Consider the following 19,253-nt stretch of genomic DNA (forward strand, 5'->3'; position numbering starts at 1 on the left):
AGTGCTCGTAGTGAGACTTATTACATCAATCCAAAGGCTAGCCCAGCAGTTTGTTTTGCTCGGCCTAATTTAATGTTTGGTAAGCTTGGTGATGATCCTTATGCCCCATCTTGGGATTTTGCTGGCCCGTCTTCAATGTGGGACCCTGCTAATGGTTTTATCCCTCAGTCAACTGGCCCATCCTCTTACGGTAGAAACTTTCCTACAACTGGTGCTAATGGGCTGTACTTTGATTTACTCATTACTGGTAGTAGTCAGCCATTGTCTTGGTCTCCAGTTTCTCTGGGTGGTATCACAGTCACAATGTCTAATCCTACTGCTACAAGCGTTCGTGTTACTTTAACTGGTCCTTACGCTACCGAATCCCAGCGTAATTCATCCAGTCCTAGTCCTCTTCCCACTATTTCTTTGCCTCAGACCTTCGAGTTGGTCGGTCGTGATAGTTATGGTGCTCCTGTCGTCAAATATGGTTTTACTTTGAAGCAGTGGTTCGTCAACCGAGGTTCTAAGACGGGCACTCCACCTAATATCTTATCTTGGTGTAATAGTCTTGGTTATCGTCTTGTTAAGGTAAAGGATTTAACCAACGCGGTTCGTACAGGTGAGTATCCTATCTCTGGCGCCTCCCCTTCCTCACGGGGTAATTATTATATGCGTCATATAGGTGCTGGCTTTTTAGCTGAGTGGGGTCGTCTGTCTGGTTATTCAGGCGTTGGCTTCAGCGACGATTGGTACTGGACTCGTGACCCGACTGGTGGTGGTGACCAGTTTGTCGTGATCATAGGCAGCGGTTACGTGGATTGGAACTACACCTACAACGACCACCCCGGCCTTTGCTCCCATCCTTAGTTTTTATTTCTTCGTCCTTAATCCTTAGTGCCGGGAGGGAAAGATAATATTAAGTTATTAAAAGTAAGCTGACTTTCAATGTTGCTGAGCTATAAAAAATCGATTTTGTGGCTTAGCGAGACTTCAATTACCCGCTTCGGCAGGTTTATTTTTTAGGTATTTTGTCTCAAAAAAAGTTGAGGAGCGGGGTTTTTTAAGCCTTAAATCTACCATTTATTATTATATTTTTAGTATTAATGTTGCTGGATTGTTTAAAAAGCCTTTATTTAAATACGCCTATATTCCCACTAATTTTAGGGGTATAATTGATGCACTTAATTTCATGGTAAATCGGCTTTTATGACTTCTTCATTCCTTCGAAAATCGGGTGTTGTTTTTGGTGCTTTTTTAGTGGCGACCTTTATTATTGGGGTGGCGGGTGCTTTGCAATCACCTACTTTAAGTCGTTTTTTATCGTTTGAAGTTGGCGCTGACCCTCGCTTAGTGGGGGCGTTTTATTCGATTAATGCGTTAGCCAGTATTATTGGTAGTTATCTGTTAGCTAAGTATTCAGACAATAAGGGTGATAGGCGTAAGATTGTTATTTTTTGTTGTTTGATGGGGCTGGCAAATAGTCTGACTTTTGCCTTTTCACGCAACTATTATGTCTTAATTACATTAGGCGTATTTTTTGCTGCGTTAGCGTCTGCCGCGATGCCACAGATTTTTGCTATGGCGCGTGAGTATGCAGAAAAGAGTGGACGTAATGCGGTTGCCTTTAATTCCCTGATTCGTGCACAGTTGTCATTAGCGTGGGTGATTGGCCCTCCATTATCTTTTGCTTTGGCGATCAAGTACGGTTTTACCATCATGTATTTGTGTGCCATGTCGATGTTTATTATTTCGATGATTGTGGTAGCAATCTATTTACCACCCATTGAAAAAAAGGTTATCAGTTCGTTTACTGCTAATGAGTTAGCGGTGGCAAACCAATCAATTTTTACTAATCGTAATGTCATGTGCTTGCTAATTTCTACCATTTTTATGTGGACCGCTAATATGATGTATATCATCGATATGCCGATTTATGTAGAAACGGTTCTGCACTTATCTGATTCATTACCTGGTGGGTTGATGGGGTTAGCGGCAGGGATAGAAATTCCTATTATGATTATTGCGGGTTATTTGGTCCCCGTGTTAGGTAAGCGAAATCTATTTTTTATCGCTATAATTTGCGGAATTTTATTTTATATTGGGATGATTCTGTTTAAAGATTCAACCATATTATATGTGTTGCAACTTTTTAACGGGCTGTTTATTGGGATTGTTGCTAACATTGGTATTATCTATTTCCAAGATTTGCTACCAACTCGTATGGGCGTGGCTTCAACGCTATTTAATAATGGTATTATTTGCAGTGTCATTTTAGCTGGTATCATTCAAGGTTTTGTTTCACAAGCTTATGGGCATGAAGTGATTTATTGGATTGGTTTAGTGATGGTGACGATTTCGTTTTTATTCTGTGCTTTAGTGAAGAAATAATTTATTTACGTCTTCCTGAGTGATTTAGGAAGACGTATAGACAATATCTAAGTTTTATACTTTGAACGTTGCTTTTATTTGTTGATATAACGCGTAATTCGTACGTTCATAATTTAACGGTGTAATAGCAATATAACCATCATTAGCTGCATCAAGCTCTTTGTCGATATCAACCTTTACACTTTGGTTACGTTTAGCTCTAAACCAAAAGTAGTCATGACCTTCTGGATCTTGAGTTTCTGCAATAACAAATTGGCTTACATCCGGCTCGCCCTGTTTTGTGATTTTTATCCCTTTTATTTGATCGGCTTGGCAATTAGGGAAGTTGATATTGAAGCAAGTCTTATCTGAAAGGGGGTAGAGTTGTCTGATTATCGATTCAGCAAGATGAGTTGAACAGTGCCAATTGGTTGGTGTGTTATCTTCACTGCTGACTTGACTTAGTGCCATGGCTGGCACACCTAGCGTCATTGCCATCATTGCTGCCCCCACTGTGCCCGATAATATTGTTTCAAATCCCAAATTAGATCCATTATTAATTCCTGACAGCACGAGATCGGGTAATTGATTAGCCATTAGCGATTTTATGGCAAATAGTGAGCAGTCAGCCGGGGTGCCGTAGACTGCGTATTCTGTATTGCTCCGCTTTTGAACGCGAAATGGCGACTTTAAACTAACTGAACAAGAAACGCCACTTTGATCAACAACAGGTGCGACTATCCAAACTTCGTTTGCTATGTTTTCAGCCACACTTTTTAAAATCTGAATTCCAGGCGCATCAATGCCATCATCATTGACTAAAAGTACTCGGTTGACTAATTTTTTTGACATATTGGTTCCTTTTTATATTTCCTTATTGAATAAATGTATTGCACTGATCCATCGACCCACTGTCATAACCACGTTTAAACCATGTATAGCGTTGTTTTGATGTACCATGAGTAAAGCTATCAGGAACAATATAACCATTATTTTCTTGTTGAAGGCGATCATCGCCAATTGCTTGCACAGTATTTAGGGCTTGCTCAATATCACCCGCGTCTAAAATATTTTTCACGCCATTGCCCCATAATCCCGCATAACAGTCAGCTTGTAATTCAAGTTTGACCGACAATTGGTTACGGATTAGTGTAGATTGATTTTGCGATAATTGTTCAACTTTATTAAATGTGCCAAGTAAATTTTGTACATGGTGCCCAACTTCGTGTGCAATAACATAACCTTGTGCAAAGTCACCTCCGCCACCTAGGCGTCTTTTCATCTCTTGATAAAATGATAAGTCCAGATAAACCGTTTTATCGAGATTGCAATAAAATGGTCCCATCATGGCTTGCCCGGTACCGCACATGGTTCGGGTTGCTCCGTTATAGAGTACGAGTTTAGGGGGAATATAGGTTTTGCCTAATTTTTGGAATTGTTCGCGCCAGAAATCTTCGGTACTTGCTAATATTACTGAAGTAAATTTATCTGCGTCGTTAGGTTGGGTGTTGTCAATCTGGCTTGTTGATGTGGAATCATCCAAATCAATCACATTGCTGTCGAGCAAACCGGTTAAGTCAACGCCATAGTAGCCTGCCACTAATACAACAACAAATAAAACAATTTTACCTTTACCACCAATTGGGATGCGTGTCCCAATATCACTTCCTGATTGTGAGCGGCGATCTTCAATGTTATCACTCTCTCTTTGGTCTCTCCATCTCATAGGGAATACCTCATCAGTTTTGGTAACATCATTCTAAAGGATAATAGATGAGGTTACTAGCACTACTCATCATAAAAAGAGGATGTGATAAATGGGTTATTTTTGCTTTTTTTAGGTATATAATTCTTACCTATATCGCATCAATTGAATAAGTAAAATTGGTGTGATTAAATTTAAAACCTCATCTGACTCGCATAATTTGATTTAGTTTATCTTTGGCATGGTAGCCGGTTATTTATTTTTATATTAATGAATTTTAAAGGCGGTACTTCATGGCGCAATCGAATAATAAACCTTTGGATATTGATGATATCCCTATCATTAATGACAATCAGCTAAAAAAAGCCACTTGGGCATCGGCGTTTAGTAATGCTATTGAGTGGTATGATTTTGGGGTATACAGTTTTGTGGCGTATATTATTGGGCAGGTGTTTTTTCCTCATGTTTCACCTAGCGTGCAGATTATTGCTGCGTTATCGACTTTTTCTATTCCTTTTTTTGTTCGCCCTTTAGGGGGGATTATTTTTGGTTTAATTGGTGACAATATTGGTCGCCAAAAAGTGCTATCTATCACTTTAGTGATAATGTCGTTAAGCACATTTTGTATTGGGTTGATTCCAACTTATGAGACGATTGGTATCACTTCGCCTGTGTTGCTGTTGATTGTTAAATTAGCCCAAGGGTTTTCAATCGGTGGGGAATACTCGGGCTCAGCAACGGTAGTTGCCGAATATTCGCCCGATCGTAAACGTGGTTTTATTGGTGGTTGGCTTGATTTTGGTTCAATGGTGGGTTTTATAATTGGTGCAGGGCTAGTGGTGTTTTTATCAATGTTACTCAGTCAATCGGCGCTATTTAGTTGGGGCTGGCGAATTCCATTTTTAATAGCCTTACCGCTTGGGATCATTAGCTTTATCCTACATCATATTTCAGAAGAGACACCAACTTTCCAACAACACCTTGAAGCCAGAGAGTCGCAAGATAAGGCTGAATTAACACTAAAAAAAGTTGTCGGTAAATATTGGCAGCATATTTTAATTTGTGCGGGATTGGTTATTGTAACAAATGTCTCGTTTTATCTATTGCTAACTTATATGCCGAGCTATTTAGCGCATAATTTGAATTATGATACTGAACAAGGTTTGCTTATTATTATTGCGATTATGGTCGGTATGTTAATTATTCAACCTATTATCGGGTTATTAAGTGACAAGGTGGGTCGTAGACCTTTCATTTTAATTGGAAGTATTGGTTTATTGCTATTATCTTATCCTGCATTTATGTTAATTAATAGCCAGCAAATACCTTTGGTTTTTTTAGGCGTATTCATTTTGGCCCTGTTTATTAACTGCTTTACTGGAATCATTACCTCAATATTACCCGCAATGTTTCCAACTAATATTCGCTATAGTGCTATTGCAAGCATTTTCAATGTTGCCATTATTATTGCCGGGGTAACGCCAACATTTGTGGCATGGCTTGTTGAATCAACTGGTAATTTATATATGCCCGCTTACAATTTAATGTTAGCAGGATTCATTGGTGTGATTACTGGGCTTGCTATGCATGAAACTGCAAATAAACCTTTACACGGCACTAATCCAACCGCCGCCAGTCGAGACGAAGCGCAATCACTTCTATCTGAACACTTTGATTCCATTGAAGAGGAAGTTGAAGATATCGATGAGCAGATCGAGGAACTACAAAATAAGCGACAAGAACTTGTCGATCAACATCCTAAATTGGATTAGTTAACTTTTTCCATTGCTTAGAATTAGTTTATAAAAGTTGAGGAAAGGAGGCTAAAGCTATTAAGCGCCAAACGTTTTACTCACTATTGGCTTAAATTGTTTAATATAAAATTATATTTTATACTGGATCGGATTTTTGACTTAGCAACGGAAAAGGAATGGGTAAAGTCACTTTTGAGCAATTTATTTATTTAAGCATTGTGGAATCGTATTGTTTTTCATAATGATTTATATGCTCAATGAATTTGATGCTTATTTAAAAGAAAGAGAAAGTCAAAGTCAAAAGCGAAAGAAGCCGAAGAAAATATTCAAAACAGATGTTCCATTAATTAAGTCGGTACAAGAATTTAAAAAATTAAAAAAGAGTAAACGCCGCAAATTTAGTTTTATGTGGAAGTGTTTTTATCGAATAAAGGATTTTTTTAGAAAAAAAAGTTGAGGAGTGGGGTTTTTGGAATATTAAAATCGCTCATTTTTATATCTTTTCTAATATTAAACCGTGGTCATTTTATATAACTTTTTTTATTCTAAACAAGTCTATTTTTAACTGGCTGTTCATCATTTTTTTATAAGCATTTTATTCAAAATTTATTCTAAAAACGTTAACTTTTTCGTCTGCAAAATAGGTTAACTACTTTTCCCTTTTTTTTGATTATTTTTAGCTTTTTGTGTCAGTTTTGATATTTAGCGCTATAAAGTTTACTCCCCTCTTTTCAATAGATTATATTGGTTATAATATATCCAAAATTGGTTGAATTTACTTATAATAATTCAAAGAAGGGAAGATAAAATGGTTGCAAATAGTACATCAGATCTGATAACAAAATTAAAAAATATTGTTGGTGATAAATATACCTTAACTGATCCAAATCGGACTTTACCTTATCGTCAAGGTGCGCGTTTTGGTGTAGGTGATGCATTAGCTGTTGTTATCCCAGGCACGCTTTTAGAACAGTGGGAAGTTTTAAAGGCTTGTGTTGAGGCGGATGTGATTGTCATTACACAGTCTGCCAATACGGGGTTAACTGGTGGTTCTACTCCTGATGGTAATGATTATGACCGGCCAATTGTTATTGTTAGTACTCGTCGATTAGATGGGATTCAAGTGATTGAAAACGGTGATCAGGTGGTCTGTTTACCAGGTAGTACGTTATTCCATTTAGAAAAAGAGTTAAAAAAATATCACCGTGGTCCTCATTCTGTGATTGGCTCGTCTTGTATAGGTGCTTCGGTTTTAGGTGGCGTTTGCAACAATTCCGGCGGTGCTTTGATTCAACGTGGTCCTGCTTATACGCAAATGGCGGTATTTGCCCAGTTGGATGAGCAAGGTCAGCTACATTTAGTCAACCATTTAGGGATTGAATTAGGTGATACGCCAGAAGCAATTCTAGAAAATTTACAAAAACGTGCTTATACCGATAACGATGTTAACCCTAATGCAGGTTTAGGCCATGATCACCATTATTGTGATCATGTTCGACAAATCGATGCTGATACACCTGCTCGATATAATGCCGATCCAAGTCGTCATTATGAAGCGTCAGGTAGTGCTGGTCGATTGATGGTTTTTGCGGTGCGGTTAGATACTTTTCCTTTAGAAGAAAAGACCGCGGTATTTTATATTGGAACTAATGATACCAACGAGCTGGATGATATTCGTCGTCATATTTTAGGAACTTTTAAGCATCTGCCAATTTCAGGTGAATATATTCATCGTGACGCGTTTGATATAGCAGCGGTATATGGCAAACATCTATTTTTAGCTATTCAGAAATTGGGTACCGATACGATCCCCCGTTTGTATGCGTTTAAGAATGTTGTCGATCGTATTGTGAGAAAAATCCCTTTCTTCCCTAACAGTTTTTCTGATTGGTTTGCGGTGAATGTGTGTAAGTTGTTACCTAAGCATTTGCCAAAATCGATGCGTGATTATCGTGATCGCTATGAGCATCATCTCATTTTGAAAATGTCTGATGACGGCATTGCCGAAGCTGAGGCATTTTTGAAGGAGTATTTTGCAGATAGTGAGAAACGTAGTGGTAGTTATTTCCGTTGTAATGATAAGGAAGCTGAGGCCGCTATGTTACACCGCTTTGCAACAGCGGGTGCTGCTACGGTTTATCGTAATGTTCATACTAAGACTGTTGAGGATTTGGTCGCTCTTGATATTGCTTTGCGTCGTAATGATAAGGAGTGGTTCGAAACGTTACCAGAAAGTATTAGTCAGCATTTTATTCATAAGCTGTATTATGGCCACTTTTTCTGTTCAGTGTTCCATCAAGACTATTTGGCCAAAAAAGGGACTGACTGTACTAAGATGAAAGAGGAGATGTTGGCGATACTTGATCAGCGTGGAGCACAATATCCGGCCGAACATAATGTTGGTCATTTGTATCATGCTAATTCTGATTTGAAAAATTTCTATCACGAGTTAGATCCAACTAATAGCTTTAATCCGGGTATTGGTAAAACATCTAAAAAGAAATTTTGGAAATGATTTAGAAACTAAACTGAACATTAAAACCGCCATTATTGAATTAATGGCGGTTTTTTATTTAGAGTAATTTTTTTAGTTGATAGATTGCTTCTAACGCTTGTTTTGGCGTTAATGCATCTGGATCGAGCTGTTGTAGAGCTAGCTCGACTTCTGATGGTTCAGTATCACTGATCAAGGTCAGTTGTGAGCTTTCAATATGGCTGTCAGCTGTTGAGAGAACTTCTAGCTCTTTTAGCTTCTGTTTGGCTCGTTTTAATATCGTTTTAGGCACACCGGCTAATCCTGCCACAGCTATACCAAAACTTTTGCTCGCTGCACCTTCGGATACTTCATGAATGAAAGCGACAGTATTGTCGTGTTCAATCGCGTCAAAATGGATGTTGTAGACACCTTGTATCTGTTGAGGTAGTTGGGTTAGTTCAAAATAGTGGGTTGCAAATAGTGTCATTGCTTTGATTTCGTTAGCCAAATTTTCAGCACACGCCCAAGCTAATGAGAGACCATCATAGGTTGATGTTCCTCGGCCAATTTCGTCCATTAAAACTAAGCTATTTGGTGTAGCGTTATGCATAATGTTGGCGGTTTCGGTCATTTCAACCATAAATGTCGAACGCCCAGATGCTAAATCGTCAGATGCGCCAATACGGGTAAAGATACGATCAACAGGGCCTATTATTGCTTTCGAAGCTGGGACAAAGCTACCAATGTAAGCAAGTAAGACGATCAACGCTGCTTGGCGCATGTAGGTGCTTTTTCCGCCCATATTAGGGCCAGTGATAATTAGCATTCTTCTATCTGATGATAGTGAGAGTGAGTTGGCGATAAATGGCTTTTGTAATACTTGCTCGATCACAACGTGCCGCCCATCTTTGATTTCAATACCCGGTTTGTTGGTTAATGTTGGGCATCGGTAGTTGAGCGTTAGGGATCGTTCAGCAAGATTAGTCAGTACATCAAGCTCGGCAATCGCATCAGCGCTGGTTTGCATGTTAGCTAATTCTGGCATAAGTAGGTCGAACAGCTGTTCATAAAGCTGTTTCTCTAGTGCTAATGCACGACCTTTAGACGTTAAGACTTTGTCTTCGTACTCTTTTAACTCAGGAATGATGTAGCGTTCAACATTTTTAAGTGTTTGTCTTCGTGTGTAGTGTATTGGCGCTAGGTGGCTTTGACCTCGGCTAATTTGGATGTAGTAACCATGTACGGCATTAAAGCCTACTTTTAAGGTGTCAATTCCTAAGGTTTCACGTTCTCGAATTTCAAGTTGTTCTAAGTAGTTAGTTGCACCATCTGCTAAATTGCGTAGTTCATCTAATTCTTGATGATAACCGGCAGCAATTACGCCTCCGTCTCGAATAATAACGGGTGGGGCTTCGACTATTGCTCGATTTAAGATATCAGCAATTTGGTCAAACTGGTTAATTTTAGCGCGTAATGCAATTAGTGATGGTGCGTTGAATTCGGATAGCTGTTGTTGAAGCGTTGGCAATAGGTTATAGGCATCGCGTAGGCGAGCGAAATCTCGCGGTCGAGCACTTCTCAATGCTAATCTTGCTAAAATTCGTTCAAGATCACCAATCTGTTTTAATAGCGGTTGTAGGTCGGTGATATGGTTTTGCAGTTCTTGAATTGCTAGCTGTCGGTTTTGTAATATTGCTAGATTACGGATTGGCGAATGCAGCCACCGTTTAAGCATTCGGCTACCCATTGCAGTTTGGGTTTTATCTAAGATATCAGCTACAGTATGTTCTGTTCCACCTGATAGGTTTTCGGTAATTTCTAAGTTTCTGCGAGTGGATGCATCGAGCACAACAAAATCAACTGGCGATTCTTTAACTATTGAGCGAATATGTGGCATGGCTGTGCGTTGGGTATCTTTTACGTATTGTAATAAACAGCCTGCTGCACATAATGCATAATGGCACTCTTCTACCCCATATCCAATTAAATCATTCGTTCCAAATTGTAAATTGAGTTGTTGTTTGGCGGTTTCGAGATCGAAGTCCCAAATTGGTCGCCGTCTTAATCCGTGACGATTTTCAATGAGGTTCATTGATTGAAAATCTTCTGGGTAGAGTAACTCAACTGGGTTAGTTCGCTGTAATTCTGCTTGGATAGCTTCTGGATTATCGCATTCAAATACAAAAAAACGGCCTGAACTTATGTCTAAAGTGGCGTAACCAAAGTGCTCTTTTTGTTGCCATATGCACGCGAGTAAGTTGTCTTTACGATCTTCTAATAGTGATTCATCACTCACTGTGCCTGGTGTAACAATTCGAACAATTTTACGTTCAACGGGGCCTTTGCTGGTTGCAGGATCACCTATTTGCTCACAAATTGCTACTGATTCGCCAAGCGATATAAGTTTAGCTAAGTAGCTTTCAACTGCATGATAAGGCACGCCAGCCATAGGAATTGGCTGTCCATTTGATGAGCCTCGTTTAGTCAGCGATATATCTAAGAGTTGCGAACCACGTTTGGCATCATCATAAAACATCTCATAAAAATCACCCATTCGATAAAACAGTAAAATATCCGGATTTTCAGCTTTCAATTTTAGGTATTGTCGCATCATTGGTGTGTGGTCGGTGAGGTTGTCGTATTCGGTCATATTATTAATTCTTTTTTATCTAAAACTCTGGCGATTATTATCTCTAACCTTGCTTGTATTTTGTACAATCTTCGATTTTGCTCTTTAAGTAACCCTGTTTTTAAAATGCTAAAAATTGGTTCAACTTATTTTTTTATTCGATATTGTATATTTTGGGGTGATTGTATCATTTTATATGATGTAATGAAAATGAGCTGATTGGTTGTAAATAATAAAAACAATGAATAATGTAGAGTTTAAAGCGATGATTATATTTTATCTATCAACTTTTTAAGTTAATCGATATTATCGCTTTTGAGGTTGAAGTGAGTTTAAGTCATTATCAATACAATAAGTGTTAGTGCATTATCATCCTTGATTTAAAATAAGTTTATATTGAAAATAAAATTAGCTTTTTGATTTATAATATGCCTATTTAGGCTGGCTATCATCGGATGATAATTAAGATGGTTTTCTGTTAAATTTATTCTTACCAATTATTTTAATTCAGCTTGAATAAACCTTAAAAATTTGGTAGTTTATTGCCAATTATTTTATCATTTAACACAAATAAAGAAGGTAATTGTTATGACAATCAAAGTAGGTATTAATGGTTTTGGCCGTATCGGTCGTATTGTTTTCCGTGCTGCACAAAAACGTTCTGACATCGAAATTGTTGCAATCAACGATTTATTAGACGTTGATTATATGGCTTATATGCTTAAATATGATTCAACTCACGGTCGTTTTGACGGTACTGTTGAAGTTAAAGACGGTAAATTAATCGTTAATGGTAAAACAATCCGCGTTACTGCTGAAAGAGATCCTGCGAACTTAAAATGGAATGAAGTAGGTGTTGATGTTGTAGCTGAAGCAACTGGTTTATTCTTAACTGATGAAACTGCTCGTAAACATATCCAAGCTGGTGCTAAAAAAGTTGTTTTAACTGGTCCTTCAAAAGATAGCACACCAATGTTTGTAATGGGTGTTAATGATAAAGATTATGCTGGTCAAGATATCGTTTCTAACGCATCTTGTACTACTAACTGTTTAGCGCCTTTAGCTAAAGTAGTTAATGATAACTTCGGTATCGTTGAAGCGTTAATGACTACAGTTCACGCAACTACAGCAACTCAAAAAACTGTTGATGGTCCTTCTCATAAAGACTGGCGTGGTGGTCGTGGTGCTGCTCAAAACATCATCCCTTCATCAACTGGTGCTGCTAAAGCTGTAGGTAAAGTTATCCCTGAATTAAATGGTAAATTAACTGGTATGGCTTTCCGCGTTCCAACTCCAGACGTTTCTGTTGTTGACTTAACTGCACGTTTAGCAAAACCAGCTAAATACGAAGATATCTGTAAAGTTATCAAAGCAGCAGCTGAAGGTCCTATGAAAGGCGTTCTTGGTTATACTGAAGATGACGTTGTGTCTACAGATTTCTTAGGTGAAGTTTGTACTTCTGTATTTGATGCTAAAGCAGGTATCCAATTAAGCGATAACTTTGTTAAATTAGTATCTTGGTACGATAATGAAGTTGGTTATTCAAACAAAGTATTAGACTTAATCGCAGTTGTTTCTAAAAAATAAGAAGCATTGTAATTGATAAAAAAAGCGACCTTGAGTCGCTTTTTTTATTTCTGCTAAGAATGATTATTCGTAAGCATAAAAAACGCCTATTTTTTCAAATAGGCGTTTTACTTTTATTATTTAATTAAAATTTAATTAGATAACAACAACTTCAGCCGCTGCTGGTCCACGTGGGCTATCTTGGATCGCAAATTCGACTTGTTGTCCTTCAGCTAAGGTTTTAAAGCCGTCGCCTGAGATTGCAGAGAAGTGAACAAATACATCTTTGCTTCCATCGGCTGGGGTAATAAAACCAAAACCTTTACTTTCATTGAACCATTTTACTTGGCCTGTTTTTTTATTCATTTACTAGACATCCTAACAATAATTAATAATTTGCCTTATCGGCTGTTTAGGCTTAACAAAACATTGTTTACATCAACTCAAAAACTAATCTAACCAGTTTACCACTAAATTAAAAAGTTAATCGTTTCCATAAAAATGCTTCTTTTGTTCACCCACGACTATTACCTCATAAATCATAATCGAAAGCAAGAGTTTCATGACATTTTTTTCATCTTAGGATGAAGTTTTTTATATGATTTTTTGGTAATTGATCGTTTTTTGATCTATAGCAAATTACTGATATTATAACTACTTGAAGTTATTTCGAAAGTCAAAAAAAGTCTAAAAATGCGAGTCATAAAAATTTTTCTTTATGACTCGGTAAAGCGATTACTTTTTTGTAAAGAAGGGGTTATTTTGCACGTTCAAATGATTCGATAATTTCTTTGCGAGCTGCTTCTGCATTATCCCAACCTTCAACTTTTACCCATTTACCTTTTTCAAGGGCTTTGTATTGTTCAAAGAAGTGTTTGATTTGAGATTTTAATAATTCAGGTAAGTCATCTACATCTTTAATATGATCGTATTCTTTTGATAGTTTAGTGTGTGGTACTGCAACTAATTTAGCATCAGAACCCGCCTCATCAGTCATTTTTAATACACCAACTGGACGGCAACGAATTACTGAACCTGGTTGTAATGGGTATGGTGTTGGGACTAATACGTCAACAGGATCTCCATCTAGTGATAAAGTGTGGTTGATATAACCATAGTTACATGGATAGAACATTGCTGTTGCCATAAAACGATCGACAAATACTGCACCAGTGTCTTTATCAACTTCATATTTAATTGGGTCAGCATTCGCTGGGATTTCGATTACAACATAGATGTCGTCTGGTAATTCTTTACCTGCTGGTACATTTAATAGTCCCATTTTTGTGTCCTCTATCTTTTATTTGTTAATTGTGTTTAATGATAAATATAAAGCGAACATTATAAAAATTTACTCTGTTTCGCTCAAATCTTTTAGATATTGAAAAATTTGTCTGGCTGTTTTTGGGGTTTTGTTTGCAGAGAGTTCTTTTTTGGCTAAACGCGCTAGTGTGCGTAGTTGCTGTCTATCTGCGGAAGGGAAAAGCCCCATTATTGATTCTGCATCACCCGTTTCTATAAGTTCGTCACGCAATTTTTCTAATCGATGAAATAGGGCGACTTGTTGGTTATGGCGATTTTTAAGTTTATCCAAAGCTAATGTTATAGGTTCAATATCACGACTTCGAAGTAGTTTACCAATGTATTGGATTTGCCTACGATAGCCTTCTTTTTTTATTTTTTGCGCTAATTCAATCGCATAAAGTAGATCTTCATCAAGGGGAATTTTAGCAATTTCATTTTTGCTTAAGTTGACAAGTTCGACACCTAACTTTTTAAGTGCTTCAGCATCACGTTTGATTTCACTTTTACTGACGTAAATAATGTCATCGTCTTGAGGATCAATGTTGAAGTCAGGTTCTAAATTTGGCTCTTGATTGTTATTCATGCTATTTCTTTTGTTAACTAAAATTGAATTCTGGCATATTATAACGTATCACTAGCAGAATTGTAGAAAATAATAAAATGAGTATTGAACAAATTAAAAAAGACGCGTTAAGCCAAAAGCAACATTTGTCAGCAATTGTTGCCGATGCTATTAGCCAGGCAAAAGCTCGAGTTGATGCGGTTGAGGTATCGATTAATCAATCAACAGGTATTAGTGTTAGTACACGAGATGGTGAGGCTGAGAATGTTGAGTTTAATAGTGATGGTGCGTTAGGTATTACTGTTTATCAAAATCAGCGTAAGGGTAGTGCGTCAACCAGTGATTTGTCGCCACAGGCAATCAGTCAAACTGTGGATATGGCTATTAATATTATGCAATATACGTCAGCAGATCCTTGTTCTGGTCTTGGCGATCCCGATTTAATGGCTTTTGATGCGCCAGATTTAGATCTGTTTTATCCAAGTGATTTGAATGTTGATAATGCAATTGAACAGGCAAAACAGGCTGAACTAAGTGCGTTGGCAAGGTCTTCTTTAATAAGCTGTGACGGTGGTTATTTTAATAGTCGTTATGGTGTTTATGTTTATGGTAATAGTTTAGGGATGTTACAAGGTTACTGTGCAAGTTCGCATTCACTTTCTTGCTCTGTTATTGCTGAACAAAATGGGCAAATGGAGCGTAATTATGAATATACGTCATCCCGTGTTGCTAACCAATTAAAATCACCTGATTGGGTTGGTAATCATGCTGCTGAAAAGGCGGTTGCTCATTTAGGTGCTAAACAAATAAAGACTATGCAAGTTCCAGTTCTTTTTTGTGCAGAAGTTGCTGTTGGGTTGATTCGCCATTTAGTTGGAGCCATTAGTGGTGGTGCTATTTACCGAAAATCCTCTTTTTTATTAGATAGTGTGGGTAATGCGATTTTTCCTGATTGGCTGACAATTTTAGAAGATCCTTATATTTTAAAAGGAGTTGGGTCATCACCTTTTGATAGTGAAGGAACCAAAACAGTTAAGCGCAATATTATTGAAGACGGTATTTTACAAACTTATTTGTTAAGTAACTATTCAGCCAGAAAATTAGGGCTAAAATCGACAGGACATGCTGGTGGTATACATAATTGGTTAGTTTCACCAAGTCAAACTGATGCTGATTTTGATACAATGCTAAGAAAATTAGATAAAGGTGTTGTTATTACGTCATTAATGGGACAAGGTGTTAATAATGTTACGGGTGATTATTCGCGTGGCGCCTCTGGTTTTTGGGTGGAAAATGGTAAAATACAGTATCCAATCAATGAAATTACCGTCGCGGGTAACCTTAAGGATATTTACCAAAATATTGTGGCAATAGGCAGTGATATTGAGACAAGAAGTAATATTCAAACAGGATCAATATTAGTAGATAATATGAGTGTAGCAGGGAAATAATCAAACATGGGAAAGTTTACCAGTAGCGCATTATTCCAAAAAATTATTTTTTGGATGCCAGGCCTGATGAGTTTATTGCGATATAAGCGCGAATATCTTAGTTTTGATATTAAAGCGGGATTATCAGTGGCAGCAGTTTCTTTGCCTGTTTCTATCGCTTATGCAGAGCTTACAGGCGTTGGTGCGATTGCGGGATTATATTCAACTATCTTGCCGCTTATTGTCTATGCGCTTTTTGGTTCATCCAGGCAATTGATTGTCGGTCCCGATACAGCTACCTGTGCTGTGGTTGCTGCTGTGGTATTTCCTTTAGCAGCTAATGATCCTGTTTTACGTTGGCAATTGGTGGTGCTGTTGACCATTATGATCGGTATTTGGTGCTTGATTGCCGGTAAACTTCATTTAGGTGCTTTGGCGGATTTATTAAGTCAGCCAATTTTGATTGGCCTACTTAATGGGATTTCAATTACTATTATGGTCGATCAGTTAGCTAAGATGTTTGGCTTTAAGTATGATTATTCTTATTTGATTGAACGCATTGCTTATCTACCTTTTAAAATATCTGAAATTCATGTGTTAACGGCATTTATATCTTTTTTTACACTTGCGATTTTGGTTGTATTGAAAAAATTCAAACCACGTTATCCAGCTCCTTTGTTTGCTGTAATTATTATGACGTTTCTCTCTTGGCTGTTTAATTTTGAACATTATAATGTTCGAATCATTGGTGGAGTAACGAGTGATTTTATTCCTGCTGAGTCATGGATTGATTTTGATAAGGGCTTGATGCGTAATTTAGTCGTTCCTTCGCTCAATATCGCCGTTATTTGTTTTGTAAGTATGATGATTACGGTACGAAGCTTTGCCTCTAAAAATAATTATGAGACTAATGCCGATGTTGAATTTAAAGCATTAGGTATGGCTAATATTGTTGCAGGTTTATCGCAAGGCTTTGTAGTCAGCGGTACCTCATCACGTACCGCGGTTAATGATGCCAATGGTGGTAAAACGCAATTAGTGTCAATTATTGCGGCTGTTTTGATTGGCTTTGTCGTATTGTTCTTTTTGTCACCACTACAATATATTCCAACTTGTGTGTTGGCGGTGATTTTAATATATTCTTCTTTATCTCTTATCAATTTCCAAACTATTATCCGATTTTTTAAATTCGATCGTGATGCGTTTTATTTAAGCTTAACTACGTTAATTTCGGTGTTAGTTATTGGTATTATTCCCGGTATGGCGTTGGCCGTTTTATTAGGGCTGTTTTTATTTTTGCGTCGTGTGTTTAGGCCGAATGATCAATTATTAGGTGTTGATGAAAGTGGACGAATTCATTCAATTGGTTCGGATGTTAGTCCATTAAGTAACACTATGATTTATCGCTTTAATTCTCCATTAACTTATTTCAATATTGCATACTTTAAACGTAGGATTATTAATTATATAGATGAATCTCCTGAGACAATTAATTATGTGATTGTTGATGCTATTCCTTGCTTTACCTATAAAGATGTTAGTGTTTTGACCGGTATTGACGAGTTGGTTAAATCATTGAAGGTTAGAAATGTGGTACTAATTTTATCTGGCCGACGTAAAACATTGAAGAATTGGTTTAAGCAGATGAATATTAAATTAGATACTGATTATATTGAGTTTGCTTATGATCTTTATTTTGCTGTTAGGTCAGTTCAGAGTAAAGAACATATGGAAAGCAAAAACGACGAGGATATAAATAATTAAATTTTTAATCATTTTTAATTAGCTAGGGATAATTATGAATCAGATAAAAGATCCACTCAAAATTGAGATGCTTAGTACTGGTGATGAGGTTTTATATGGTCAAATTGTTGATACTAATGCAGCTTGGTTATCTGATTTTTTATTTGAAGAAGGCATTTCTATCACTTCGCGCCATACAGTAGGGGATGATTTGTTGACATTGGTTGATACTCTGCAAGAGCGTAGCTTGCACAATGATATTTTAATTGTGAATGGAGGGTTAGGACCAACAAGTGATGATCTAAGTGCACAAGCAGCTGCACAGGCTAATAATGAGTCTTTGGTTTTACACGATGATTGGCTTAAAGTGCTTGAACGCTACTTCCTGAATCGCGGTAGAAAAATGCCATCAAGCAATATCAAACAAGCAATGTTACCTCAAAGTGCAACGTTAATTGATAATCCAATCGGAACGGCATGTGGCTTTAAGATGGTGATAAATAATTGTCTATTATTCTTTACGCCAGGCGTTCCTTCTGAATTTAAAGAAATGATTAGAACTTCAATTTTGCCTGACATTAAGATGATCTATCCTATAACCGAACGTAAACTCTGTTATCGATTAACCACCATGGGACGAACAGAAAGTGATTTAGGAATGGAGATCGAGACTTCATTAGATATTCCTGATTTTATTACAGTTGGTTATCGTGCAGCAATGCCTATTATTGAATTGAAATTAACTGGGCCAGAAAGTAAAAAAAGTGAAATGGATAGCGCATGGCACAAAATAAAGTCTATTGTTGCAGATAATTTACTTTGTGAAGGTGTTAATCAAGGTGTATCAGGTTTAGCTCAGGTTGTATCAAGATTGTTAAATGAAACGAATCAATCTATTGTGGTCATTGAACAACAATCAGCTGGAGTAATTGGTTATCACCTATTAGAAGCCAATGCCCCCGTGGTGAAATCAGAAGTGGTACCTTTTGTGATGGAAGAACCACTTAATTACTTTTCACAAGTATTGCAAAATCAAAAAGCCGATATTGCGCTAGGGGTAGTCAATTTTCAAGAAAAGAATACGGAATTTACTTTAGTTATTGTCACTAAAAATCAAGAATTGCATTTTAAATTGAAGTATACTGGTAGAGTTCAAAATAATAAGATCCAACAACAAATTTTATCTGCGATTGCTTTAGATGGTTTGCGTCGTTATCTTTTAAATCTGCCTATCATTGGGCCTAACGCTTGGTTAGAGTTATTGGTATAGTTTTATCGTATAGTTTTAACAAATAGTTTTATAATATTGCTTCCGCTTTTAGAACGATTTTACAGGGGTTTTTCATTTGTTAGTAATATTAGTTATGGACAATTCCCTACAAAATTAAGTAGAATAGCGGATCTTTCAATTGAAGCATATAAGTTAATATATTAGAGGTAAAAATGGCTCGTGTAACTGTCCAAGATGCAGTAGAAAAAATTGGTAATCGCTTTGATCTCGTTTTAGTTGCAGCAAGACGTGCTCGTCAATTACAAGTTGAAAACAAAACACCACTAATTCCAGAAGAAAACGATAAAGAAACTGTAGTTGCTTTACGCGAAATTGAAGATGGGCTTGTAAATAAACAAATTCTTGATACTGCTGAATTCCAAGCTCGTCAAGATGAAGAATCAGAAGTGCGTAATGCTCTTCATGAAACGGTACTTTTAGAAAATACTCCCTCATACGAATAA

Annotated in this window: 15 protein-coding genes; 9 read left to right on the top strand and 6 right to left on the bottom strand. The window is 37.2% G+C overall.

The annotated features are described in order from the left end of the window. Both J3U27_RS07195 and J3U27_RS07200 read left to right on the top strand, forming a co-directional pair. A partial coding sequence (locus J3U27_RS07195; RefSeq protein ID WP_267377152.1) for a hypothetical protein occupies nucleotides 1-849 on the top strand: 849 nt, incomplete at its 5' end. Nucleotides 850-1,188: 339 nt separating this feature from the next. Beyond that, nucleotides 1,189-2,370, top strand: a complete 1,182-nt coding sequence (locus J3U27_RS07200) for an MFS transporter (RefSeq protein WP_267377153.1) — start codon at nucleotides 1,189-1,191, stop codon at nucleotides 2,368-2,370. 54 nt (nucleotides 2,371-2,424) lie between these two features. Here J3U27_RS07200 and surE read toward each other — a convergent pair whose 3' ends face one another. Then, nucleotides 2,425-3,201 (bottom strand): 5'/3'-nucleotidase SurE, encoded by a 777-nt coding sequence (surE, locus tag J3U27_RS07205; RefSeq protein WP_267353097.1) that lies wholly within the window; start codon nucleotides 3,199-3,201, stop codon nucleotides 2,425-2,427. 22 nt (nucleotides 3,202-3,223) lie between these two features. After that, the gene (locus J3U27_RS07210) at nucleotides 3,224-4,075 is read right to left on the bottom strand and encodes a neutral zinc metallopeptidase (RefSeq protein WP_267342640.1); all 852 of its coding nucleotides are present in this window, start codon (nucleotides 4,073-4,075) and stop codon (nucleotides 3,224-3,226) included. A gap of 272 nt (nucleotides 4,076-4,347) precedes the next feature. Here J3U27_RS07210 and proP point away from each other — a divergent pair, with 272 nt between their 5' ends. Both proP and dld read left to right on the top strand, forming a co-directional pair. Further along, entirely contained in the window at nucleotides 4,348-5,826 is a 1,479-nt protein-coding gene (gene proP / locus J3U27_RS07215) for a glycine betaine/L-proline transporter ProP (protein WP_267330641.1), read from the top strand. A 790-nt stretch (nucleotides 5,827-6,616) separates the two neighbouring features. Continuing rightward, complete coding sequence (dld, locus tag J3U27_RS07220; RefSeq protein ID WP_267337426.1) at nucleotides 6,617-8,323, top strand: D-lactate dehydrogenase; 1,707 nt, start codon at nucleotides 6,617-6,619, stop codon at nucleotides 8,321-8,323. Between the two features lie 58 nt (nucleotides 8,324-8,381). On the opposite strand, the gene mutS is transcribed toward dld, so the two are convergent. Then, nucleotides 8,382-10,934 (bottom strand): DNA mismatch repair protein MutS, encoded by a 2,553-nt coding sequence (mutS, locus tag J3U27_RS07225; RefSeq protein ID WP_267377154.1) that lies wholly within the window; start codon nucleotides 10,932-10,934, stop codon nucleotides 8,382-8,384. Between the two features lie 567 nt (nucleotides 10,935-11,501). Between mutS and gapA the strand changes: the two genes are divergently transcribed. Then, the gene (gene gapA / locus J3U27_RS07230; protein ID WP_065563148.1) at nucleotides 11,502-12,500 is read left to right on the top strand and encodes a glyceraldehyde-3-phosphate dehydrogenase; all 999 of its coding nucleotides are present in this window, start codon (nucleotides 11,502-11,504) and stop codon (nucleotides 12,498-12,500) included. A gap of 135 nt (nucleotides 12,501-12,635) precedes the next feature. On the opposite strand, the gene J3U27_RS07235 is transcribed toward gapA, so the two are convergent. The 3 genes from J3U27_RS07235 to yjgA all read right to left on the bottom strand — a co-directional run bounded on the left by J3U27_RS07235 (nucleotide 12,636) and on the right by yjgA (nucleotide 14,367). Then, nucleotides 12,636-12,845 carry a cold shock domain-containing protein gene (locus tag J3U27_RS07235; RefSeq protein WP_025315032.1) on the bottom strand — a complete coding sequence of 70 codons (210 nt, stop codon included), beginning with the start codon at nucleotides 12,843-12,845 and terminating at the stop codon, nucleotides 12,636-12,638. A gap of 391 nt (nucleotides 12,846-13,236) precedes the next feature. Further along, nucleotides 13,237-13,761: an inorganic diphosphatase gene (gene ppa, locus J3U27_RS07240; RefSeq protein ID WP_065563147.1), complete on the bottom strand. Its 525-nt coding sequence runs from the start codon at nucleotides 13,759-13,761 to the stop codon at nucleotides 13,237-13,239. 69 nt (nucleotides 13,762-13,830) lie between these two features. Further along, entirely contained in the window at nucleotides 13,831-14,367 is a 537-nt protein-coding gene (yjgA, locus tag J3U27_RS07245) for a ribosome biogenesis factor YjgA (RefSeq protein ID WP_065563146.1), read from the bottom strand. A gap of 77 nt (nucleotides 14,368-14,444) precedes the next feature. Between yjgA and pmbA the strand changes: the two genes are divergently transcribed. From pmbA to rpoZ, 4 genes are all read left to right on the top strand, one after another. After that, complete coding sequence (pmbA, locus tag J3U27_RS07250) at nucleotides 14,445-15,797, top strand: metalloprotease PmbA (protein WP_267377155.1); 1,353 nt, start codon at nucleotides 14,445-14,447, stop codon at nucleotides 15,795-15,797. Between the two features lie 6 nt (nucleotides 15,798-15,803). Further along, the gene (locus J3U27_RS07255; RefSeq protein ID WP_267331691.1) at nucleotides 15,804-17,540 is read left to right on the top strand and encodes a SulP family inorganic anion transporter; all 1,737 of its coding nucleotides are present in this window, start codon (nucleotides 15,804-15,806) and stop codon (nucleotides 17,538-17,540) included. A 34-nt stretch (nucleotides 17,541-17,574) separates the two neighbouring features. After that, nucleotides 17,575-18,789 carry a CinA family nicotinamide mononucleotide deamidase-related protein gene (locus J3U27_RS07260; RefSeq protein WP_267377156.1) on the top strand — a complete coding sequence of 405 codons (1,215 nt, stop codon included), beginning with the start codon at nucleotides 17,575-17,577 and terminating at the stop codon, nucleotides 18,787-18,789. A 173-nt stretch (nucleotides 18,790-18,962) separates the two neighbouring features. Beyond that, complete coding sequence (rpoZ, locus tag J3U27_RS07265; protein ID WP_065563143.1) at nucleotides 18,963-19,253, top strand: DNA-directed RNA polymerase subunit omega; 291 nt, start codon at nucleotides 18,963-18,965, stop codon at nucleotides 19,251-19,253.

This window comes from Gilliamella sp. B2911, assembly GCF_026536965.1.
Classification (GTDB): domain Bacteria; phylum Pseudomonadota; class Gammaproteobacteria; order Enterobacterales; family Orbaceae; genus Gilliamella; species Gilliamella apicola_E.